22 protein-coding genes and 1 pseudogene are annotated in these 22,568 nt (G+C 58.4%); 15 read left to right on the top strand and 8 right to left on the bottom strand.

Going from position 1 to position 22,568, the window contains the following annotated elements:
- Window position 1: 1 nt before the first annotated feature.
- Together TU80_RS17995 and TU80_RS17990 are read right to left on the bottom strand one after the other, a co-directional pair.
- Complete coding sequence (locus tag TU80_RS17995; protein ID WP_057005030.1) at window positions 2-739, bottom strand: SDR family NAD(P)-dependent oxidoreductase; 738 nt, start codon at window positions 737-739, stop codon at window positions 2-4.
- 50 nt (window positions 740-789) lie between these two features.
- Complete coding sequence (locus TU80_RS17990) at window positions 790-3,027, bottom strand: CoA transferase (RefSeq protein ID WP_057005029.1); 2,238 nt, start codon at window positions 3,025-3,027, stop codon at window positions 790-792.
- Between the two features lie 192 nt (window positions 3,028-3,219).
- Here TU80_RS17990 and TU80_RS17985 point away from each other — a divergent pair, with 192 nt between their 5' ends.
- Window positions 3,220-3,627, top strand: coding sequence for a VOC family protein (locus TU80_RS17985; RefSeq protein ID WP_057005028.1), 408 nt, complete (start codon window positions 3,220-3,222; stop codon window positions 3,625-3,627).
- Here the strand turns inward: TU80_RS17985 and TU80_RS17980 are convergent.
- Genes TU80_RS17980 through TU80_RS17970 form a run of 3 tightly spaced genes read right to left on the bottom strand, consistent with a single transcriptional unit; the run spans window position 3,624 to window position 6,415 of the window.
- A complete protein-coding gene (locus tag TU80_RS17980) occupies window positions 3,624-4,403 on the bottom strand; it encodes an SDR family oxidoreductase (protein WP_057005027.1) in 780 nt (259 codons plus the stop codon). The two genes, TU80_RS17985 and TU80_RS17980, sit on opposite strands and share 4 nt — an antisense overlap.
- 24 nt (window positions 4,404-4,427) lie before the next feature.
- Complete coding sequence (locus tag TU80_RS17975) at window positions 4,428-5,456, bottom strand: aromatic ring-hydroxylating oxygenase subunit alpha (RefSeq protein WP_057005026.1); 1,029 nt, start codon at window positions 5,454-5,456, stop codon at window positions 4,428-4,430.
- Between the two features lie 17 nt (window positions 5,457-5,473).
- On the bottom strand, window positions 5,474-6,415 hold the full coding sequence (locus TU80_RS17970; protein ID WP_057005025.1) for a Rieske 2Fe-2S domain-containing protein: 942 nt from the start codon (window positions 6,413-6,415) through the stop codon (window positions 5,474-5,476).
- 376 nt (window positions 6,416-6,791) lie between these two features.
- Between TU80_RS17970 and TU80_RS17965 the strand changes: the two genes are divergently transcribed.
- Together TU80_RS17965 and TU80_RS17960 are read left to right on the top strand one after the other, a co-directional pair.
- Complete coding sequence (locus TU80_RS17965) at window positions 6,792-7,973, top strand: HlyD family secretion protein (protein WP_057005024.1); 1,182 nt, start codon at window positions 6,792-6,794, stop codon at window positions 7,971-7,973.
- Entirely contained in the window at window positions 7,966-9,492 is a 1,527-nt protein-coding gene (locus TU80_RS17960) for a DHA2 family efflux MFS transporter permease subunit (RefSeq protein WP_057005023.1), read from the top strand. Before TU80_RS17965 ends, TU80_RS17960 begins: the two co-directional genes overlap by 8 nt.
- On the opposite strand, the gene TU80_RS17955 is transcribed toward TU80_RS17960, so the two are convergent.
- The 3 genes and pseudogenes from TU80_RS17955 to TU80_RS31745 form a co-directional block, all read right to left on the bottom strand.
- The gene (locus TU80_RS17955; protein ID WP_057005022.1) at window positions 9,480-11,132 is read right to left on the bottom strand and encodes a methyl-accepting chemotaxis protein; all 1,653 of its coding nucleotides are present in this window, start codon (window positions 11,130-11,132) and stop codon (window positions 9,480-9,482) included. The genes TU80_RS17960 and TU80_RS17955 overlap by 13 nt on opposite strands.
- A gap of 63 nt (window positions 11,133-11,195) precedes the next feature.
- Window positions 11,196-11,381 carry an acyl-CoA dehydrogenase C-terminal domain-containing protein gene (locus tag TU80_RS33725; protein WP_076961359.1) on the bottom strand — a complete coding sequence of 62 codons (186 nt, stop codon included), beginning with the start codon at window positions 11,379-11,381 and terminating at the stop codon, window positions 11,196-11,198.
- Window positions 11,382-11,609: 228 nt separating this feature from the next.
- Window positions 11,610-12,138, bottom strand: a pseudogene (locus TU80_RS31745) (IS3 family transposase); the annotation flags it as partial.
- Between the two features lie 97 nt (window positions 12,139-12,235).
- Here TU80_RS31745 and istA point away from each other — a divergent pair.
- The 12 genes from istA to TU80_RS31735 all read left to right on the top strand — a co-directional run bounded on the left by istA (window position 12,236) and on the right by TU80_RS31735 (window position 22,376).
- On the top strand, window positions 12,236-13,735 hold the full coding sequence (gene istA, locus TU80_RS17950) for an IS21 family transposase (protein ID WP_134939202.1): 1,500 nt from the start codon (window positions 12,236-12,238) through the stop codon (window positions 13,733-13,735).
- Window positions 13,728-14,531 (top strand): IS21-like element helper ATPase IstB, encoded by an 804-nt coding sequence (istB, locus tag TU80_RS17945; RefSeq protein WP_057005020.1) that lies wholly within the window; start codon window positions 13,728-13,730, stop codon window positions 14,529-14,531. Before istA ends, istB begins: the two co-directional genes overlap by 8 nt.
- Before the next feature lie 269 nt (window positions 14,532-14,800).
- Window positions 14,801-15,553, top strand: a complete 753-nt coding sequence (locus tag TU80_RS17940) for a hypothetical protein (RefSeq protein WP_032903637.1) — start codon at window positions 14,801-14,803, stop codon at window positions 15,551-15,553.
- Window positions 15,554-15,668: 115 nt separating this feature from the next.
- The gene (locus TU80_RS17935) at window positions 15,669-15,899 is read left to right on the top strand and encodes an AlpA family transcriptional regulator (protein ID WP_020300882.1); all 231 of its coding nucleotides are present in this window, start codon (window positions 15,669-15,671) and stop codon (window positions 15,897-15,899) included.
- Window positions 15,900-15,903: 4 nt separating this feature from the next.
- Window positions 15,904-16,746 carry a ParA family protein gene (locus TU80_RS17930; RefSeq protein WP_020300883.1) on the top strand — a complete coding sequence of 281 codons (843 nt, stop codon included), beginning with the start codon at window positions 15,904-15,906 and terminating at the stop codon, window positions 16,744-16,746.
- A gap of 85 nt (window positions 16,747-16,831) precedes the next feature.
- A complete protein-coding gene (locus tag TU80_RS31740; RefSeq protein ID WP_076964377.1) occupies window positions 16,832-17,041 on the top strand; it encodes a hypothetical protein in 210 nt (69 codons plus the stop codon).
- Between the two features lie 14 nt (window positions 17,042-17,055).
- Entirely contained in the window at window positions 17,056-18,642 is a 1,587-nt protein-coding gene (locus tag TU80_RS17920) for a ParB family protein (RefSeq protein WP_020300884.1), read from the top strand.
- Window positions 18,639-19,187 carry a DUF2857 domain-containing protein gene (locus TU80_RS17915; RefSeq protein ID WP_057005019.1) on the top strand — a complete coding sequence of 183 codons (549 nt, stop codon included), beginning with the start codon at window positions 18,639-18,641 and terminating at the stop codon, window positions 19,185-19,187. Before TU80_RS17920 ends, TU80_RS17915 begins: the two co-directional genes overlap by 4 nt.
- Window positions 19,184-20,374 (top strand): STY4528 family pathogenicity island replication protein, encoded by a 1,191-nt coding sequence (locus TU80_RS17910; protein ID WP_020300886.1) that lies wholly within the window; start codon window positions 19,184-19,186, stop codon window positions 20,372-20,374. Before TU80_RS17915 ends, TU80_RS17910 begins: the two co-directional genes overlap by 4 nt.
- A 264-nt stretch (window positions 20,375-20,638) precedes the next feature.
- Entirely contained in the window at window positions 20,639-21,394 is a 756-nt protein-coding gene (locus tag TU80_RS17905) for a PFL_4669 family integrating conjugative element protein (RefSeq protein ID WP_020300887.1), read from the top strand.
- Window positions 21,391-21,909 carry a DUF3158 family protein gene (locus TU80_RS17900; RefSeq protein ID WP_032903630.1) on the top strand — a complete coding sequence of 173 codons (519 nt, stop codon included), beginning with the start codon at window positions 21,391-21,393 and terminating at the stop codon, window positions 21,907-21,909. Before TU80_RS17905 ends, TU80_RS17900 begins: the two co-directional genes overlap by 4 nt.
- Window positions 21,906-22,376: a single-stranded DNA-binding protein gene (locus tag TU80_RS31735; RefSeq protein ID WP_020300889.1), complete on the top strand. Its 471-nt coding sequence runs from the start codon at window positions 21,906-21,908 to the stop codon at window positions 22,374-22,376. The genes TU80_RS17900 and TU80_RS31735 overlap by 4 nt, the downstream gene beginning before the upstream one ends.
- Window positions 22,377-22,568 lie beyond the last annotated feature (192 nt).

The following is a 22,568-nucleotide window of genomic DNA, read 5'->3' as shown; positions in this document are numbered from 1 at the left end:
ATCAGGCCAGCAGCATGCCGCCGTCGACCAACAGGGTTTGGCCGAGCACATAGCTGGCCAGCGGCGAGGCAAGGAACAGGGCCACGTTGGCCATGTCCTGGGGCGTGCCCAAGCGCCCTTGAGGAATGGCGCGCAATGCGCCTTCGAGGCGCTTGGGGTTGCTGGTGGTCACCCGCGTCAGCTTGGTTTCCACCAAACCGGGGGCAATGCCATTCACCCGGATGCCGTCACGTGCCCAGGCTTCGGCCAGGGTGCGAGTCAGTCCGAAAGCACCGGTTTTCGAGGCGTTGTAGGCCGGGTTGCCACGCGTGGAGTGGAAGGCGGCAGCGGAGCTGACAGTGATCATCGAACCCTTGGCCTGCATCAGCAGTGGGTGAAATTTCTGCGCGCACACCATCAGGCTGGTGAGGTTGACGTCGAGTACTCGCTTGAAACCCTCGGTGAGAAATTCCTGACGGTCGTAGAGCACCGTGCCTTGTGCCTGCACCAACACATCCAGGCGGGTGAATGGCACACAGACCCCTTCGATCAATGCCGCATCCGCGACGTCTACCTGGGCGTAATGCAGGCCTTCAAGATTAGAGTCAGGTGAGTCGTTATAGGCCGCCGCCGAGGCACGCGTACCCCAGACATGCACCTCGGCACCGCGCAGGCGAAAGTTCTGCGCAATGCCATTGCCGATGCCACTGGACCCGCCAACTACCAGCACGGTTTTACCGCTGAAATCCAACTCGTACATGGGTATTCCTTGTGCTTGTCGAAAAATCCTGTCGGGCAATAGGCCCACCGTTACAGCGCCACCAGGCCAACCGAGGCCAATCGTTCGAGCTCGCTGCCGGTAAAGCCGAGGCCTTCCAGAACTTGCCGGGTATGTTGGCCGAGGGCGGGTGGCGGACGCTGCAGCGATAACGGCAAGTTGCCGAAGTCCCAGAACGCGCCGATCTGTTGCAGGTCACCGTAAACAGCATGTGAGTAATGAGCGTGCAGACCCGCTTCGGCGTGTTCGGGGCTGTCGAGAAAGGCATCCATCTGCGCTTCCAGCACTGCCTGTGCAGGAACCTGCGCTGCGACCAATGAGGCGAGCGCCGCTTGCCGGGTCTGATCGGCAAACCAGGTTTCGGGCTGATCATCCACCAGCCTCTCGAAACGTTGCACCTCATCCGGTTGCAGCGCTGCCACCACCAGCCAGGAATCGCTACACCGATACAAACGATGGGCATCACTCAGACCGGTCTGTTGCGCGTCCAAATGATCGATTGGTGTGAGGCTGCCGTCTTCCAGCACCACCGCTTCGCTCATCGACAGCATCGTGGCGCCCAGCAATGACGAGCTGACCATTTGTCCGACGCCACTGCGGTTGCGCTCATACAACCCCAGGAGCAAGGCGTAGAGCGAGGACAGACCGGCAAAAAAATCACCCACGCCGAAGCGCAGCCACATGGGCGCCTGGCCCTCACCGCCCTGCTCGACTTCCCAGCCGCAAGAGGCCTGCATCAGTTGGTCAAAGCCCGGCCAATCCGTGCGCGGTCCGGTCGGTCCGTAGGCACTGACATGGCAATACACCAGCTGCGGGTTGAGCGCTTTGAGGCTCTCGTAGTCGACCTTGAGCTTGCGTGCGGCGGGAAGCCGCATGTTGTGGTGTACCACATCGGCCCAACGTGCCAACGCCTCTACGGCGGGCTCGGTCTGCCGATCGCCCAACTGCAACGCGACGCCCAATTTGCCACGCTGGGTACCGCTGAAAATCCGCTCCAGGCGGCGCATGGCATCGCCCTTGGGCGCCTCGATTTTAATGACTTCTGCCCCCAGGTCCGCCAGCAACATGCAGGCAAACGGCCCGGCCAGATAGGCGCCCAGATCCAGTACTTTCAGACCGTGCAGCGGAGGCAAGGGCGCCGGACTCGACCTGGGCAGTTGCGAAGGGATCACAGCATCGGCGCCAGACAGTCCGGCGTTCCCCTCACCTGCCAGAGGTGCGCTACCGCCAACTCGTGCGGGTGGCTGCACCTGCCAGGCAGGGCCTGGTTGCAGTGTTTTGCCCAACTGCACATCGTCGACTTCAACCACATAGCCATTCAGGCGTGCTTGTTCGTCGAAGTAGATATCGCCAAATGGAGCGGCAATTTGCGCAGCAACGTCGTGCTGCCAGAAATGCTCGACCCATTCCTGTGCCGACCGTGTGGCAATGATCGCCTTGTTGGCGCCGAAGTTTGGCGCCACATGGCTCGATGGCCACAGCGCGTTCAAGCGAGCCACTTCGGTTTCGCCGAACTCACTGAGTGCCGCGGCCATCCAAGGGGATTTGTCCGGCGAATAATGCACATGCAACCAGCGGCCATCAGCGCACTGGTGCAATGGAATTGGAATGTGTTTATCCAGACCTTTGGCAAAGGCCGGGGTCGGTGTTTGTGCGCGGTTCCAATGCATGGTCATTGGCACCAAGGCTGCCTGAGCCAAACTCGTATGAGCGATGCCGCCGCAGCCGTCACGGTCGCGCGCCAGTAACCGCGCCATCACCCCGACCACACACAGCCAGCTGGCCAGCCAATTGGCAAATGGCATGCGTACGAACACCGGGCCGGGGCGATGCGCCGGCTGTTCGTCCAACAGGCCCAGGCGCGCCAGGATAAGCGTTTCCCGGGGAATGGAATTCGCCAGTGCATGCCGATGGGGCCAGCCGCTGATCGCTGAGATAACCAATCGAGGGAAGTCTGCAGTGAGCTGCGCGTCTGCCAGACCATGGGCCTGCGCTACCGCGGGGGTGAAGTCATGCAGCAGCACATCGGCGCTGGCTAGCAACGAGTTCAGTTGCTGGCGATCTGCGGCATTTTCCAGGCAGAGGATGACACTTCGTTTGCCACGGTTAAGCACAGCAAACAGCGCCTGTTTCTCTCTGGCACGGTTGGCGGGTGGCTCGATCATCACCACTTCGGCACCCGCTTCGCAAAGATGCATGCCAGCGGCAGATCCGGCAATGCCGGAACACAGACTGATGACGCGAATTCCTTCGAGGATTGCCTGGCTCATTCAGCACCTGTCTTCTTCTGCGCTTAGCGTTTTGCAGCAGAGCTGCAGAACGAATCCATGGCGTTACCCTAAGCGATCGGCGATAAATTCCATAGATAGATTAGTATTCCGAATATAGAATCATAAGCATGAATATGAACAATAAATAACAATTCGTCTAAATATCACTAAAAGCCGATTAAGGGCGTTGCGATGATCCTGCGCATGGACCACTTCACCATCGTCTCCGACCAACTGGAGGCGACACGAAATTTCTATGTTGGAGTACTCGGGTTGGTGGAGGGGCCACGCCCGCCCTTCCCGGTTCCCGGATTCTGGCTGTACACCCAGGAACAACCAGTTCTGCATGTGGTGGGCGTATCACAAATGCCGGAGCCGCGACGTGGCGTGCTTGACCATATGGCGTTTCATGCCCAGGGCTTGCAGAGGATGTGGAAACACCTGAGTGAGCACGGCGTGCGATTCAAAGTGATCCGTGCGCCCGGCGCCGAGCGCACGTGGCAGCTGTTCATCCAGGACCCCAATGGGGTTGAAGTGGAGTTGGATTTCGACGCCAGCGAAGTGCCGCCCGCCGACTGGAAAGAACGCCGGGGTGGCTAAATCAATCCGGCATAGCTGCCGCCGTCGATCTGCAAATTTTGCCCGGTGATATAGCCGGCTTGCGCCGAACAGAGAAATGCGCAGGCCGCTGCCAGTTCGCTCGGCTGGCCAAATCGTCGTGCGGCTATCGGCTTGAGCATTTCCACCCGTGCTTGCTCAAAACTGAGCTGGCGAAGTTCCGCCAGTTGCTCGGTCATAAAGCGCAGACGGTCCGTCTCAATGCGCTCCGGCAGCAGATTGTTGATCGTCACATTGTCCCGCACCACCTCGACCGACAGAGCTTTGCAAAAAGCGGTCAGCCCCGCACGCGCCGCCGTGGACAAACCCAATGGCAACCGGGGCGACTTAACCATCGCCGAGGTGATATTGACGATACGGCCGAAACCTCGCGCACGCATACCAACGACCACCGCCTGAATCAGCAGGATACCCGAGAGCATGTTGGCCTCAATGGCCGCCAGCCAGGCAGCATGATCCCAATCCTCCGGACGACCCGGCTCTGGCCCGCCGTTGTTGGTCACCAGAATATCCATCACCGGACAGGCAGCCAGCAGCGCCTGTCGCCCGGCGGCGGTGGACAGGTCGGCCACCACGGTGCGCGGCAGCCGGCCGGTGCTGCGCAAGATGTCCTGCGCAGTGTGTTCCAGGCTCTCGGCATCGCGGCCGTTGATCAGCACCTCACAGCCCTCCTGCGCCAATGCCAGCGCACAGGCTTTGCCAAGTCCCCGAGAGGATGCGCACACCAGAGCAATACGTCCGCCAATACCCAGATCCATTGCAGCACTCCTCGTACATTGGTGTCAGTCGTTCATGCCGAGCAAGGCCGTGATGTCGCGCCCGGGTTCAGCATCGCCGCCGTAGGTGAATTGGCCAGCGCGCTGGCGTTCGGCCAACTGCTCCATCTGGTAGCGATAACGGGTACCCGGCGTATCGAAGCGCGAGTGCAGGTCGCGACGTGGGTCGACCTCGAAATAACGTTGGTTCTGCGGGCGCACCACCGAGTTGTCCTGGGGCTGGATGATGTAGTTGATGCGCGGCATCACATAACGAAAAGGTGCGGGTGCAGCGGTGGTGTTGAAGGTGACGTCACACCGCGAGCGATGCTTGCCCACCGGCAGGAAGGGTTGCAGGTTGGGCACGTCGTAACCGGGGCGAAAGCGCGGATAGGAGATGCATACGTTGCTGCGTAGATGAATGTGCAGCACGGCGCGAAAATCCTGATACCTGGCGCGCACGCCGCCGACCCAGCGCATGATCGGCGCCACTGACTTTTGCGCCACGGTACGGGTGCGAGTCACGGTCTCGGAGGTCCATTGCACTTCCACCACGTCCGACTCGCTTACACCGTCGCCAATGGTATTGGCATGCAGGAAATCGGCATGGGTCAGATCAATCAGGTTTTCCACCGACAGCGCCGAGGTCGCATCAAACCGCACGGTTCGCTGGGTGTAACCGGGAAGACTGCCATCCTGGGGTAGAAACGGAATATGCGGGAGCAACTGCATGTCGGCAGCGTCCGGATTACCGTACCAGACCCAGATGTACCCGTAGCGCTCAACCAGCGGATAAAAGCCCCGTCCCCCGGTAAACGCTGTGAGTGTCAGCTCTTTATGGGGGAAATGCGGGTGAAACTCGGCCGCCACCGCACGCCCGTTGTCGCGCCACAGGTAATAGGGCTGAGCATGAATGATCCGGCGAATGGGCCGGGTACCCAGGTCGCGGCTATGGGACACCGGGAACCAGGTGTCACGCAGGTCGTAGTTGATTGGCGTCCAGTCACCCCGAACTTTGCCAGGGATCGTATCGGTGGAGGAAGGCACGGCATGCATGGTGGGAGCTCCTGTGCTCAGACGACTGCGCTGACGGGAATCAGGGTCGGTTGGCGCAACTCACGCAGTTCGCGGGATGAGGTTTGCAACAAGGCCGCGACGGCTGTGCCGTCGATCCGGCTGTTCACCTGGAACGGCGCCTGTTTGCGCAGGCGGGCCAGACGCCAACGCAGGGGTGCCCTGAGGTGTACGTGCTCATGCACAAAACCACGCCAGCACAAACTGGTTGTGCCACGACGGTTGGCACCGGTGGCGATCATCAGCGTCACCAGCGGCAATTCATCTTCGCTCAGCAAATCCACTCGAACAGTACCGCCGTTAAAGGGGACCGCGGTGCGCACGATCAAGGGGTAATCCACCACAAACTGCGAAGGCAGGATTTGTGTGGTCCATACCGCACCTCGCTCCAGAACCACCCGCCCCTGCTCGCTGCGCAGATCGCCAAGGAAAAAATCGGTGAGGCGCACATGGGCAAACCCGAGCAAGCATTCCGGGCCGTCGAGCATCGCGTCCAGGTACTGGTCGTGACTCATGTTGACGATGGTGGAACCGGTAAATTCGCGTCCGCCCGGTTGGTAGTCGCTGCTGGGCAATTGCCCTTGCGGTGCCCCTTCACCCAACCACACATGGACAAAACCATTCGCCTCGCTGACCGCAAAGGCACGCGCGGCATAACGTGCAGGCACACGCTCATCGGTATGCAGGTTGGGGATCTGCGTACAGCCACCACTGGCGCCATCAAAGGTCCAGCCGTGATAACCGCACTGCAGACCGGACTCGACGACTCGCCCCAAAGCCAGCGGCACCCGCCGATGTGGGCAACGGTCTTCCAGGGCAAAGACCTGGCCGGCTGCGTTTCGGAACAGGACCAGTTCCTCGCCGGCAAAGGCCACGGCCAATGGCACTTGATCTTTCACGGCCTCGCAAAGCGCCATGGCCCACCAGCCAGGGGTCATCATCGGGCTGCCTCTTTGTTATTGGTCTTGGGCAAATGCGTTGAACGCAGTCAGCGCTAACGGTAGTGCTTCGCGGCAGAGAGAGCAAACACAAATAAACAGTATTTTGTTTTCTGTTGAAATTATTTACAGCCAACGAAAACCGCAAGATGTGGCCACAACCCTCTACGAACCTTGGTTCAATAGACACATTGCCGCTCTTTAGGCCACCTACAAATGGACATTTCTTCTATTAGTGATCATGTTCTAATGGAAAATAGCTAGCGAGCAATCCATAAGCCTGATTACCATTAGCTTGCTCATTAACTCCAAGGTGCGCTGACGATGACCCAATCCACCCTCGGCTTTGTCCTCCATGACGTTGCGCGCGAGGTGAAACATGGCTGAGCCGACATTGCAGCGCCCTGCCGTGCACGCCGAAGCCCGACCGCTCGAGCCCGTGGAAAAACCCCGGATGCAGGCGCCCGAGGCTTCCGCCCTTGATGGCGATGCTCAAGAACCGAATGACACGGCGCGCCAACGCTGGCGCATCGGTCTGTTTTTGCTGGCACCGATCAGTGTCGTGGCCTGCGCCGCCTGGTATGTGTTGGGTGGCCAGGTCGTGAGTACCGACAACGCTTATATCCAGGCCGAGCGGGTGGGAGTTTCAACCGATGTCGCCGGGATCGTCGCGGCCATTGAAGTCAGTGACAACCAGACCGTGAGCAAAGGCCAGGTCTTGTTCCGCCTCAAGCCCGAGCCGTTTGAAATCGCCGTGGCCAGCGCCAGGGCGCAGCTGGAGAACGCGCGCAACCAGATCCTCTACCTCAAGGCGAGCTACAACCAATCTCTGGCCGAAATCGCCCAGGCTGAAGCCAAATTGCCGTTTTACCAGACCAATCTGCAACGGCTGGAAAAGCTGGTCAGCGTTGCCGCCGTCTCAAGGACTATCTACGACGACGCCCACCAGGACCTCGACAATACCCGTCAGCAAGTATCGGTCGCCAAGGCCCAGGCTGCCGCGGCGTTGGCCCAACTGGGTGGGCGCCTGGACAGACCACTTGAGCAGCATCCTTCCTACTTGCAGGCGCTGGCGGCCCTGAATGAAGCCGAACGCAACCTGCGAAACTCCGTGGTCATCGCCCCGTTCGACGGCGTCGTCACCAATGTTGACTCGCTGCAAGTGGGCGCGTATCTGCAACCACCCCAATCGGGCTTCAGCCTGGTCTCCAGCGAGCGACTGTGGGTCGCGGCGTCCCCGAAAGAAACCGAGCTGACCAACGCCCGGATTGGCCAGGGCGTCACCATCGAGGTAGACACTTATCCGGGTATCACCTGGCATGGCACCGTGGAAAGCATCAGCCCGGCCTCCAGTTCGAGCTTCTCCCTGCTGCCGGCCCAGAACACCACGGGCAACTGGGTGAAAGTCGTGCAGCGCATTCCGGTACGCATCCATATCGACGATGCTGTCGGCAAACCGGCGCTGCGCCATGGCATGAGCGCCGTGGTAGATATCGACACCGGCACCGCACGAGGCCTGCCCAAGCCACTGGCAAACCTGCTCGCACGCCATCATGAATGACGTGTCCGGACCGCTGCCGCCCTCGCCGCTGCGGGTACTGATCACACTGTGCGTGGTGCTGGCGGTGGTCATGCAGGCGCTGGACACCACCATCGCCAACGTCGCACTGCCCTTTATGCAGGGCAGCGTATCGGCCAGCGCCGATCAGATTAACTGGGTGCTGACTTCCTACATCGTCGCCACAGCCATCATGACGCCGCCCTCGGCATTCCTTGCCCGACGCTTCGGTCGCAAGCGCGTATTGCTGTGGTCGATCTTCGGTTTTGTATTGGCCTCGGTGCTCTGTGGCATCGCCCGCTCCCTGGAAGAAATCATCCTGTTCCGCCTGCTGCAAGGGGTGGCCGGGGCGGCATTGGTGCCCTTATCGCAAGGCATTCTGCTGGATATTTACCCGCAGAAAGACCGAGGGTCGGCAGTGGCCCTGTTCGGGGTATCGGTCATGGTCGGCCCGGTATTAGGTCCGATGCTCGGCGGCTGGCTGACGGAACACCTCAGCTGGCGCTGGGTGTTCTTCATCAACCTGCCTATCGGGTTGCTGGCCTTTATCGGCATGACCCGCTTCATACGGGAAACCCCGGCCGACAAGACTGCACGCCTGGACTGGCTGGGCTTTGGCTCGCTCAGCGTGGCGATCATGTCGATTCAATTGTTCCTCGACCGCGGCGAACAACTGGGCTGGTTCGACTCCGGGGAAATCATCCTGGAAGCGCTGGTGGCCGCCGTCGCTTCGTACATCTTCATTGTCCACACCTTCACTCATGACAAGCCCTTTATCAGCCTGAAGCTGTTCAAAGATCGCAATTACTCGGTGGCGGTGGTGTTTATCTTTATCATTGGCATCACCTACCTGGCCTCGCTGGCACTGATGACACCCTACCTGCAAACCCTGATGGGGTACCCGGTGCTCACCGCCGGCATGGTCATGGGGCCACGCGGACTGGGGACGATGCTCAGCATGTTCCTTGCCGGGAAGATCATCGGCAAAGTGGATATTCGCTGGATACTGTTTTGCGGTTTGTTGCTGTCCGCCTGGTCGATGTACATGATGACCGGCTGGACGCCGGCCGTGTCCATCGACACCATCATCTACGTCGGCTTTATTCAGGGCGCGAGCCTGGGTCTGTTGTTCGTCCCGCTGACCACCATCGCCTTTACCACCCTGCCCCCGCATTTGCGAGGCGAAGCCACGGGCCTGTACAACCTGTCACGCAACGTCGGTTCGAGCGTTGGCATCTCGATCGTTACGGTGCTGCTGGCGCAAAACACCCAGATAAACCATGCCGAAATCGGTGCATACGTGACGCCGTTCAACCGCCTGTTCGATGCCTGGCCTGTCAACCATCAGCTCAATCCATTGACCGCCAGCGGGCGTGCAGCACTGGATGGCTTGATCACTGTGCAGGCCAGCTGGGTGGCTTACCTGGATGACTTCAAGCTGCTGATGTGGTTATCCATCGGCGTCATACCGCTGCTGCTGATATTCAGGACGGCGAAGTCTCAAGCGAATCAGGCCTCGTAGCGAAAACGTCCCACCGCCACATTCAGCTCATCGGACAGCTCGCGCAAAGACACCACGGCTCCGGATACCTGATGGGTGATCGCATCACCCTCGCCGGCCATGCGTGCGATGTGCTCGACGTTGGCCACGATGCCTCGCCCACCCTCGCTCTGCACGCTTACCGCATCGGCGATCCGGTCAACCCCGCGCGTAGAGTCACCCACCAGTTCCGTTGCCTGCTGCAGGGTGCTTTCCAACTCACTCAGCAGCCGGCCGCTTTCTTCCAATGCCACAGTGCCCGCGCTCAATGCCTGGTCGACGATCCCGGACTGGCTCTCCAGCTTCAACGTCAGCTGGTTGATCGAGTTGGCCGCCAGCGCAGAGCGTTGTGCCAGGTTACGCACTTCGTCGGCCACCACGCTGAAGCCGCGCCCCCTCTCTCCGGCACGCGCCGCTTCGATGGCCGCATTGAGCGCCAGCATGCCCGTCTGCGCGGAGAGGTCCTTGACCTGACCGATGCTGGCGGTAATCGCTGTCGTACTTTCGACAAAATCGCCCACCGAGCCGCGGATCGCGGAGAAGGCATGGCGCACGCTGTCGATTTTCTCAAGCAGTCGCGATAAGGCCAAGTGTCCATCCTGCGCACCGCGCAAACTGGCTTCGGCGCAGCTGCGCAGGCTTTCAGCATGACTGGAGATTGCCGCAATACCGTCGCTCATCTGCTCGATGGTCATCGACACCGCGCCCACCGCACCGGCCTGCGCCGTAGAGCTTTGCGCCACCCGCGCCGAAGCGCCCACCAGCTCCTCTGCCGAGGCGCCGACCGATGCCGCGACTCCGGCAACCTGGCGCATGGCCTGCTGGAAGCTATCGATGAGTTCGTTGAATGCTTGAGCCGTATGGGCAATCTCGTCTCGACCCATGACCCGCACGCGTCGGGTCAGGTCGCCATCGCGCAACTCGATCGACGCCCTCTCGATTTCCCGGATGGGCCGGATGATTTGCGCACGCAACAAAAGACTGACTAACACAGCCATTAAGCTGCCACCCAGCAGCACCGCCACGAGCATCCGTGAGACCTGCTGTTGTGTTGCGCCCGCCTCAGCGAAGGCGCCAGAGGTCAGCTCGGCTTGTAGACCCAACAGCCGGTTGAATTGACCTTGCAAGCCATTGTTGTCGGCACGCACCCGACCCAGCAGCGAGGCAGCCTGTATCTGGTCGCTCAAAGCAGTGCGCTTGAATTCGGCAAGCCCCTCGCCGACCACTGCGGCCTGCTCCTGCACCGCTTGATAGAGCGCTCTCTCCTCTTTGCCCAAGCGAGTTTCACGGGCCACTTTGTCCAGCCCGGCACGCATGTCGTCGACACTGGCCTGCATATCCTCAAGATATGACTCAAGGTCCTCCGCAGAAGCTTGACCACTGGATTCAAGGATGCGCTCGCCTGTGGCATAGGCGCCGACCATCGCCGCCTGCGAGGCGGCCGAGGTTTCTAACACTTGCCGATACTGCTGGAAACGCAACTGGTCGATTTCCTCGATTACCGCTTGTTGCTTGGCCAGCCCGCGATAGGCCAGACCCGAGACAACCAGAAGAGCGAGCACAAATAACCCGGGCAGCACGAGGAGCTTGGCGCCGATTGAGAAGCCTTTCAGAAATGGCATGTTGGTTACCGTTTTTGTTTTTATAGGGCGTGACTAGGCAGGCAATTTATCCTGCATTATTCTTTATACAGTATTTAATTCTATTATCAGAACAATATTAAAAGTTTGATGTCCCGCCATCGTGCCTTGCCTCCGCCCTGCAACTAACGCCTGGCGTAACCAAAGCCAGCCAACCAGCACTGGAACGAACAGGCCTAGGTAAGCAGCGGCATTGCAAAGACCAAGGTCAGGTTCGATACCGCCCCCCACAGAATCGCCAGTGCCTTGATTAATTCCGCCGCCAGTACCGATGAATGCCGCAGCCCTGCGGCTTCATCGAGCCTGCGGCGACCTGCTCAGCCGTAAGCGAACGTCCATGTGAGGCTTCCAGCAAGTGCTTACCTATTCAGGCGAGGGAAAGTTTTTCAATGAAGGCCGGGAATTCCGCTAAATGCGGAGTCACCGGGCAAGCAGGGAGGAACCCGCACCCTGTAGTGGTCAACTAATTCCGGACACCTCGATAGGTGATTTTGACGCCATCGCCCGTTCGTAAACGGTCGGTGGCAGATATCCCAGTTTCGAGTGCAGCCGTTCGTTGTTGTAAACCCAACGATGTACTCAGTGATGTCGCGTATCGCCTCGGCATGGTTGGCGTAATCACGTCGCCATACCCGCTCCATTTTCAAGCTCAGAAAGAAGCGCTCCATCACTGCGTATCCCAGCAGTTACCTTTACGGCTCATGCTTTGCTGCATGTCACTTCTTGCCAGTAGCGCTCTGTAGCTCGCACTCGCGTACTGGCTGCCGCGATCCGAGTGGGCGATCAAGCCGGGTGGCGGTTGACGTTGAGCAACCGCCAGCTGCATTGCACTGCACACCAGTTCAGCGGGCATGTTCGGCGCCATTGACCTGCCCACTACCTTGCGTGAGAACAAGTCCAGCACCACAGCCAGATACAACCAGCCACTGCGGGTTCGGATGTAGGTAATGTCTGCTACCCAGGCCTTGTTTGTTGCCGCTGACCGAAAACTGACCCAGTAAAGGCTGTTCTGCCGACTGAAAACTGACCCAGGTGTTCAACTGCTTCTGCTCATTTTCCGAGCAGGAGAACACAGGGTGATCAGCATGGAAATGTTGGGAAAAATCCGGCGGATGTACTTCCGCGACAAGCTCTCGCTGCACCAGATAGCCAAGCGTACCGGGCTGTCGAGAAACACCATCCGAAAATGGGTCAGAGCGCCCGAAGCTACTCAGCCGGCGTACCAGCGGTGCGCGACCTTCAACAAACTCAGCCCTTTCCACGACACGCTGGAACAGGCGCTGAAAGCCGATTCGTTCCGGGCAAAGCACAACCGCAGAAGCGCCAAAGCACTTTTCGAGCAGATCAAGGCCGAGGGTTATGACGGCGGCTACAGCCAGCTCACGGCGTTTGTACGTTCGTGGCGAGGTGAACAAGGCAAGTCTTTACGTGCTTTTGTACCGCTGACGTTTGCGCTCGGTGAAGCTTTTCAATTTGACTGGAGCGAAGAAGGGCTGCTGATCGGAGGCCTGTTTCGACGCATCCAGGTCTCCCACATGAAGCTGTGCGCCAGTCGCGCATTCTGGTTGGTTGCGTACCCTAGCCAAGGTCACGAGATGCTCTTCGATGCACATACACGCTCGTTCGCAGCGTTAGGTGGCGTGCCGCGTCGCGGCATCTACGACAACATGAAAACGGCTGTCGACAAGGTCAATAAAGGCAAGGGCCGCACGGTCAATGCCCGGTTTTCCGTGATGTGTGCGCACTACCTGTTCGATCCGGATTTCTGCAACGTAGCCTCTGGCTGGGAAAAGGGCATTGTCGAGAAGAACGTTCAAGACAGTCGACGACGCATTTGGCTTGACGCTCAAAACTGCATGTTCCATACCTTCGAGGAACTGAATGCCTGGCTCGGTCAACGCTGTCGTGCGCTCTGGAGCGAGCTGCTGCATCCGCAGTACAACGGACTTACGGTGGCGGAAGTTTTGGAGCTGGAGCAGGTCGAAATGATGCCGATGCCGACGGCCTTTGATGGCTACGTCGAGCGCACCGTAAGGGTCTCCAGCACCTGCCTGATCAGCGTGGCGCGAAATCGCTATTCGGTGCCTTGTGAACGAGTCGGCCAGTGGGTCAGCAGCCGTCTTTACCCATCCCGGATCGTGGTCATCGCCGATGACGCAATGATTGCCAGCCACGAGCGCCTCTTTGATCGAGATCAGGTCAGTTTTGACTGGCAGCATTACATCCCACTCATCGAACGCAAGCCGGGTGCGCTGCGCAATGGCGCACCGTTTGCCGATCTGCCCAATCCGTTGCGGCTTCTCAAACGGGGCCTGAGACGTCACAGCAACGGTGATCGAATCATGACGCAGGTGCTCGCTGCCGTGCCCATCGCCGGTCTTGACCCGGTGCTGGTAGCGGTAGAACTGGTGCTCGAGTCGGGAAGTCTGAGCGCCGATCACATCTTAAATGTTCTCGCCCGACTCACCGCTACTGCACCACCGCCTTCCGTAGAAACCAGCCTGCAACTCAAGGTGGCTCCCGTTGCCAACACGGCCCGATATGACCAACTCCGTACAACAGATGAGGAGAGCCGCAATGCGTGACTTGATGGCAGAGCTTAAAGAACTGCGTCTGCATGGCATGGCGCAGGCTTGGGGAGAACTGGCGGCCCAGGGAGAAGCTTCGACGGCATCCTCGAAATGGCTGCTTGAGCATCTGCTCCAACAGGAGCAGGCAGATCGCGCCGTGCGCTCTGTGAATCATCAGATGAACATGGCAAAGCTCCCCATGCACCGTGATTTAGCTGGCTTTGACTTCAGCGCTTCCAGCGCTGATGCCCGTCTGGTCAAGGAATTATCCAGCCTTGAGTTTACGGAGACTGCGCAAAATGTCGTGTTCATCGGTGGGCCTGGAACCGGAAAAACACACCTGGCCAGTGCCTTGGCAGTGTCCGGAATCACCACTCATAACAAACGGGTACGGTTCTTCTCCACGGTCGATCTCGTCAACCTGCTGGAGCGTGAAAAGTACGATGGTAAGGCAGGCCGAATCGCCCAGGGAATGCTTCGGACAGACCTGGTGATACTCGATGAGCTGGGGTATTTGCCCTTCAGTCAGAGTGGTGGCGCGCTGTTATTTCACCTGCTTTCAAAACTGTACGAACACACCAGTGTGGTCATCACCACCAACCTCAGCTTCTCGGAATGGTCGAGTGTGTTTGGCGACGCCAAGATGACCACAGCGTTGCTGGATCGGCTGACACACCACTGCCATATCGTCGAAACGGGCAACGAGTCCTACCGCCTGCAACACAGCACCTTGGCCGCCCAGAAAAAGATCAAATCGCGAGAACGAAAGCGCAAGGACGAAGATGGTATCGAGGACGATGAACCGTTTTGATCTGCACCGTAAACACCCTGCCGCATGCCTGCATGCGGTGGGGCCCGATGCGTCTTCAACCAGGACACTACTGCTAAGCTTATCCACAATTGCTGGGGCAAAAATCAGCAATCCGCCCTGGGTCAATTTTCAATCGGCAGGGTGGGTCAGTTTTCAATCAGCGACAACAAAAACCGAATCAAGGGACAGTTGCCGCACGGAAGCCCAGCTAGTAAAGGCCATAAAAACGTAGTTAGCGGATCTGCTCCCTCGAATATGAGGCTGCTCCTATGTATGAACCCGACAGCTACAACGTTTTTGCAAAAATTTTTTATCGGCCCATTGACGCAGCTATACGCTGGTGCAATCTCATGGCTCATGAAACCCAAATACTAGAATCGGCTTGGGACTGTCCTGCGCTCCTGTCAAAATACTTCCCCCAATGGCCGTGCCTACAGGCAAATACCGAAAAAATTATAGATGCCATTCGCCATGGCGACCTGGCCTATGGCTGCTTCGGCGTGTCGGTCACGATTGGCACGCCCATCGATTGCAGTCAGATAACTATCCGCCATACTGACCTCAGAGTTTGGATGGCGCGCTACTACCCTGACCAAAGACCAAGCTTTCTTTTCGAACAGTCCTTCAACCAACAAGGAGCTATCAGCCCTGGCACCTATCTGGCCTTACAAGCCGACCGAGATGCAATGCAATTGCGGATAAAAAATATAGAAGCGTCTTATCAACAACTACTCGATGAGCTTGAGGCAATGGGGTTGGAAAGAGAAAATATCCATCAGTTACTAAAGTCCAACAGTAAACTCAGTGACCGCAGTGAAATCGGCTACCTGAAAGTCATAGGGGCGTTGCTTGAACTAATCTTAGGACACTCGCCATCAGGTAAACCGCACTCAGTATTTGATAGTCAATCCTCCATCGTCAATTCCATCTCAGCTCATCGCAAAGACGATCCTGGCCTGAGCAAACGCACGCTGGATGCAAAGTTCGCCGCAGCCAATCGCATACTCAAAAAAGGTATCTGAGTGGAGCAATTGCACTGCAATACCTCTGATTGCAGTGCAATGACTCTCCCCCACTTCTGCTATTCAATTCAGGTCACTTCCCACCACGCGCCAATCGGCGCCAGGAGTGACCAGCATGTCCAGCCAATCCTTACCCATCGTTGAAGCACCTCAACTGCAGGTAGAACGCCACATCATGCGACGTGACGAGGTGGAGCGAAAAACCGGCTTCAAACGCGCGCACATCTACAACCTGATGAAGGAAGGTAAATTCCCTCAGGCTAAACGCATTGGATTGCGGGCAGTCGGTTGGGACTCGCTAGAAATCGAGCAGTGGGTCGTTGAACGCTTAGGCAAACAGGCCTGATGCCATGCGTGTGGTATCGGTGGTTTCCACCAAAGGCGGGGTGGGCAAAACCACAGTAGCCGCCAATCTCGGCGGCCTACTGGCTGACGCAGGCCTACGCGTCCTGCTACTGGATCTGGATAGCCAACCCACCCTCTCCAGCTATTACGCCTTGAGCCAGAAGGCTGATGTCGGTGCGTACGAGTTCATCGCACTCAACCTAGCTATGCCTGCCCAGATTATTTCCAGGACAGTGATTGCAGGGCTCGATCTGATCGTCTCCAACGACGATCAAGGTCGACTGAGTACCTTGCTGCTGCACGCCCCTGACGGGCGATTACGCCTACGCAATCTGCTCGACAACTTCCGCGCCCGTTACGACCTGCTTTTGATCGACACCCAAGGTGCGCGTAGCGTGCTGCTGGAGATGGCCATCCTGGCCTCCGACCTTGCCCTCTCTCCCATCACCCCGGAAATGCTCGCCGCCCGCGAACTGCAGCGTGGCACCTTGAAGCTACTCAGCGAACTCGAACCTTTCCGCCACCTGGGCATTCCACCCCCACCCTTACGACTGCTCCTGAACCAGGTGAATGCCATTCGAGTGGACACCCGGATGATCATCCGTGGCCTGCGCGAGACCTTCGCAGGGGCTAACAACATCTCGGTTCTAGACACCGCAATTCCGGAGCGAGTGGCGTACCTCAACGCCGCCTCCCTTGGCCTACCGGTCCACCGAGTCGAGACACGCCAGTCACGGGAACGACGCTCGCCATCCGCGATGGAAACCATGCAAGCGCTGGCCATCGAGTTGTTTCCGGAATGGCGCGAAGCGATTTCTAGGGTGGGCAGGTGCACGGAGGTTAAATGACACCATTCACCATGCCGGCACTTCTCGCCCAATCATTGTGTTTGCTCGACCTTATAGCCAACAGCGTTTGGCAAGGAGTCTTCTGATGTTGGATCAACTTCCCATCATCGCTCCACCATTCACTCGACCACACCACCCATCTGGCGATGAATACTGCACTGTCGTCTTTCGCCTGCAGGGTGGACGCTCGGCCATGGGTTGGCTCCTCGCAGAGCTTTCCAGACATTTCGAAGGTTCGGGGACTGCCAAGATCGTCAAGTTCGAGGTCGGTGACCATTTGCGTAACCGGCGTTAACTGAGGTTGTTCCGATGAAGAAGCTCAGTCAGGCGCAGATCACCGACAAGCTGCACCAGGACCACTTCCCTCGAGGTCCAGAACTGGAGCGGCTATCCGATCCACTTACTGACACGCCTATGCTGGTCACTCTGGAGCAGTTGCGGCCCTACGAACACAACCCTCGATTCATTCGTAATCCGCTGTATGACGATATCAAGGCTTCGATCCGTGAACGCGGGCTGGATCAACCACCGCCGATTACCCGTCGCCCGGGAGAAACCTATTTCATCATCCGCAACGGCGGTAATACGCGCTTGGCGATTCTCGGCGAGCTGTGGCAGGAAACTCGCGACGAGCGTTTCTTTCGGATTCACTGCCTGTTCCGACCTTGGAGCAATGAAACCAACGCCCTACTCGGCCATTTGGCGGAAAGCGATCTGCACGGCCAACTCACGTTCATCGAACGGGCTCTGGCGGTAGCCAAACTCAAAACCATGCTTGAATCGGATGGCCCACAGCTCTCACAACGGGAGCTGGCTCGACGTCTTGCCGCTGGGGGCTATCCGATTTCACAGTCGCACATCAGCCGGATGCTGGACACCCTCGAACACTTATTACCCGCCATTCCACAAACTCTGTATGCCGGGTTGGGTAAGCCTCAGATAGAGCGTCTGATCGGTCTACGTAGTCAGGCTGAGCGAATCTGGAACCGTTATCCAACTGCCACAGTTGCATTTGCAGAGTTCTGGCTGGAATCCATGGGTTACTTCGATTGCGATCCTGAATCCTTTGATCTTGAGAAGATCCAGGATGAATTACTCGAACGCATGAGCCGCTTGCTCGGACAGTCCTACCGTATGCTGGCCCTGGAGCTGAGCGATACCCAACGGGTCGTATCCACGCCTGGGGCTGTCACTACCAGGCCCTCAGAGAACATCTATTCGCCAAGCGAACATGAAGCCGCGGCAGAACCGCCCTCCTCCGACACTGAATCACAATCAACCCAGGTCGAGAGCAGGATAGAGTCAGTTTCAGAAGAACTGCTCGCAGAACCCGAAACAAATGTTTCACCAGCGGTCAATCCTCGATCACGCGTTCAACAGATTCGTGAGCAAATCGATCGCGAGATAGCCACCAAAGCGACGTCTCCAGTCGAAACCTGCCCAATCGACGACCTCTGGACGATCACACCAACGCTGGATACACCCGAACAACTGCGTTTAGCCATTGCCGGACTGGCGCGAGAAATGGCGGCCTATGCCGGATACCCCGAGAGCATCATCGGTCAGCCGCTTGGCTTGGGCTTCGCCCTGAACATCGAGCGAGTTGATCTTGCAGCGCCTCACGCAACCGGCGTTCACCTACTGCTCATGGCCCTGCTGCGCGCTCAAGACGACGTCAACTGGGAAGATCGTAAGCAACTGCCGTCAGCGCTGTTCGGCCAATTGTTGCTGGGGATCTATCAACTCCCGCTCACAAATCGTCCCGCCGTGGACGTGGGACTGGAGCGGCTGCCCGACAGGCTGTTAATCAAACTGTATCGCCTGATCCGCCTGGCCCGGCGTCTGATCGACTTAACGATTCCCCCTGAAGATAGCTCACCGAAGGAGCTGCCATGAACCTGTCCTTCAATGTGCTCAACCAGGCCATGCTGACCCAGATACTGCATGAGCTGCGCCAGGGTAACCTGCAGCGCTGCAAGGCACTCGGACTGGGTGAGGACGACATCTACCTGTTGCAATCCTTACCGCCCACTACGTTGTCGCGCCTGGCCCATGCAACCATCCCCTGGGTTGAGATCAAGATTGACTCGCCGGTGCTGCATCGGTTGATCGAGCAAGCCGAACGTGACGAGCAGAACGAGCGCTTGATCAACCGCGCGCTCAAGCTCGGCGCCAGCAGCACCATCATGTACCAATGCTTTGGCTTGGCGCATTCGGAAACCGCCCTGCGTCGACGTCTGCTCAAGATAGAAACCCGAAAAGGTCGCCCTCAGAATTTGAGCGAGGCGCAGGAGCATGCGCTCTGGCAGCGTTGGTGCCAACTACGCGCTCAGGACAGTACCGAGGACCAGCTCGACGCCATGATGATGCTGGCGGACGAGCAACAGATCAGCTTGACCATCGTCTGGCAACAAATCGACCAGTACAGCAACGGCACATGAACACAGCCCCTTCCAGTCGTTGGCAGCGTGTCCTGCAGCAATGCACCCAGCATCTGAGTGAACGCTGGCCCGTACGCCCTACCACTGAACAACCCTCCAACCAGGCCCTGCAAGCTGGCTTTCTATTCAGTGGCCAATCTCACGAAGTCGTGCCACGTCGGCTGCTGTTGGATAGTCGGTTGACGCCGTTGGAACGCAATGCCTGGCAGGTGTTTCGACTCATGCTGCAAGGCCAGGGCGTGGTCACGCCGCGCTATGAGGATTTGCAGCCTTACCTGTCGAGCGTGCCCTACGGTGCGTCAGCCTCCCGTGAAACCATTGCTCGGGTGTTGACGATGCTCAGGTTGACGCGCTGGCTCAGTTTGGTGAGTCGCGGACGCGATCAGCTCAGCGGACGTCTTCAAGGTTTTCTGTATGTTCTGCACGATGAGCCGTTAACCCCCGCCGAAGCCATGGAACTGGATCAGGATTACCTGGCGCTGGTCGGGCATGCCCTCGGTCATGCGACGAAGGCGGTGCGTATTGTCGCTCAGCACGTTGTGGAGGAAGTCCGCCAGGACACGAATATCGATCGTGATCGGTTACCGACGCGGCTCGACAGCTGGGGCGAACACTGGACGCAGCAAGGATTGGATCAGCCAGCCGTTGATGCCTTCCACGATTCCGAACGGGAGGAAGATCACCGCGTTCGGAATCGTGCAGGCCCTCGTTCGGATTCCGAACCGGGCCTGAACGTCAATGTTTCAGACACCGTTCGGAATCCGAACGCCGCCTGTACTGTATTAAAAGAAAGTATTTGTACAGTACCGCGCGCGACCGCAGCGGTGGATAACCTGCACTGGCCCGCTGCGCTGCACCTGAGCCCAAGCGAGCGTCAGGCCGTCGCCGTGGCGCTGAACAAACTCAAACCAGCGGATCGGCAGGCGGTGCTCAACGAAGCGGGAGCACGTTGTGCGGCCGGTGGAATCCGCAAGCCAGCGGCGTATCTGATGGGCCTGATCCAGCGCGCACTGAAAGGTGACTTTCGTCCTTGGGCAGGTCAGGCCGAACCTTCACCCATTGCAGAATCACCTCCACCCGCTCCCTCGCGGCCATCTCGACAACAGGGCGAACCCGCGTCTGCCCTCGCACAAGCGTGCCTGAATGAGCTGCGCCAACTGCGTGGCAAACGCGGTGGACCTCAGTAGATTTGATGCCAGTGGCATCAAATCCATGGTGTTCCACTCTACGAACACATCGGACCAAACTATGAAACTCTTAGGGAAAAGCCGGGACATCTCTTTCGATGAACGTAGACGTCAGTAGATTTGATGCCGGTGGCATCAAATCTACTGACGTCTCCATAATTAGCCCTCTTAAACCAAACCGAACAGACCGCATTCAGTTTTTTGGCTGTCCTTGACCCTCATCTGCCGCAACGTTTCCGTCCAAGCGAATGCGAGGACAACGCCGTGGCCGATCATTACCAACTCAACCTGGGTTCATTGCGCAGCAGCATCACCCTGACCCTGCACACTCACCACGCCGCCCGTATCTGGCAAGGGCGGACCGCACGCGAAGGCGTTCACTCGATCATGGGCATGGCCGGCTACATCAGTGTCACCAACCTGATCAAACAAACCGCGGCTCAGGACGATCCCTATGCCGACTGGGCCATCGTACAACTCGAAGAAAAACTGATGCAGGCCAAGGCTGGGATGCTGGAACTGACCCAACAGCTGGATCGGATCAGACAGGACCTGCCGACACAGATCGACATGGGCGACAACCTCAACATCCACCCCGTCACCTTGCCGTTGTACATCGGCAGCCAGCTGGGTTTTCTGGCGGTCTACCTGCTGACCGACTACGACACCCTGGTGCGTCGTACCCTATTGGCCCATCACACAGCCTTGATCGGCCGCGTCGACATGGAAGCCTGGATCGATGACGGCGCCCATCTGCTGCGCAGCCTGTTCGGCCAGGCGCAGCGCTATCGGCATTCTGGCGTCACCCGTGATGACATGGCAGCGAACAATGCCCGTGCTCTGGCGGCCATCGAGAAGATGGGTTTGCCCCCCATGGACATTCTTGAGGGTCATCGCCGCTCCCAGTTCGCGCCACCGATCATTCGTCGTGGTGCTGTGGCAGTGGATGACGCGGACGCATTGGCAGAGGAAGCGAGAGAGCCATCTGCGACGGTGGATGAGCCGGAGGACGAAGCATGAATCTCATGATCCCGGCTCAACCAATGCCCTTCGAAGCGTTAACACCGGATGCCTATCGACAGCTCGAACACGCTGCCTCCCTAAAAGGCCTTTTAAAACCTTTTAAGGGTAAGGGGGAGTTGGACCACCTGGCGCAGGTGGCGAGGGAAATCGAGGCGCAGTTATGTCACCTGATGGAAGCTGTTGTGCAGCAAGCCGGACAGCCCCCGTACTCACTGCTGGATATTCGATTGGTGCTGCAGAACACCAGCGCGGGCAGCACCTTTTTGCGTTGGCGCACCCGTGACTTCGCCCGCATGGGGGTTGCGGTCTGGGAACGCCAGGTCCGCAACAAGACCCAACCGCAGGCCGTACGCGAGGGGTTGCACCGTTTCGAATGCAACCGTATTGCACTGAACCTGCAGATGAGCGTGGTGCATTCGCTTTACCGCCAGGCCTCGACCTGCGCGATCAAAATGGCCAGTGCCGAACGGCTGCTGCGCCAGTTCACAACCGCAGCGGAGATATCACGATGAGTACTTTTTTCGTCGGCGAAGGCAACATCGGCAGTGCGCCAGAGTTCCAGGAATTCGCCTCAGGCAATGACGAGCCACGGCGTTTGCTACGGCTGAATGTGTACTTCGACAACCCCGTGCCACGCGAGGGCGGCTACGAAGATCGAGGCGGCTATTGGGCGCCGGTTGAGCTCTGGCACCGCGAGGCTGAACACTGGAGCACGCTGTACCAGAAAGGTATGCGTGTGCTGGTCGAGGGCCGCACGATACGAGATGAGTGGGAGGACAGCGAAGACAACGCGCGGGTGACCTTCAAGATCGAGGCCCGTCGAGTCGGCATCCTGCCTCATCGAGTGCACAGCGTGGTCATGCGGGAGCGATCCAATGAACCGGCAGCATCTGCGAAACACGTCGGGCAAAATACAGAGCAAGCCAGCTCACCTGCGTCGAAGCCAAAAAAGCGCACAGGGCCGCCACCTCCGGAATGACGAGCATTAGGCATAAAAATTGCGCCTTTGCGCGAAGTTGCTGGCGTATTACTACTCGCTGCTCGTGAAGACCCACACTGTCGTCCACGCTAAAACGGGGTAACAGCATCGGATCGTCAAGGCAGTCCTCACCGACTAATATGAGGTACCTGCGAGTCAGGTTTCTCATATCTCGTAGCTGCTGTTTCCAAC

The sequence above is a fragment of the Pseudomonas veronii genome, from assembly GCF_001439695.1.
GTDB lineage: Bacteria > Pseudomonadota > Gammaproteobacteria > Pseudomonadales > Pseudomonadaceae > Aquipseudomonas > Aquipseudomonas veronii.
The sequence above is the reverse complement of the archived record's forward strand: the minus strand, read 5'-3'. Positions and strand labels throughout refer to the sequence as shown.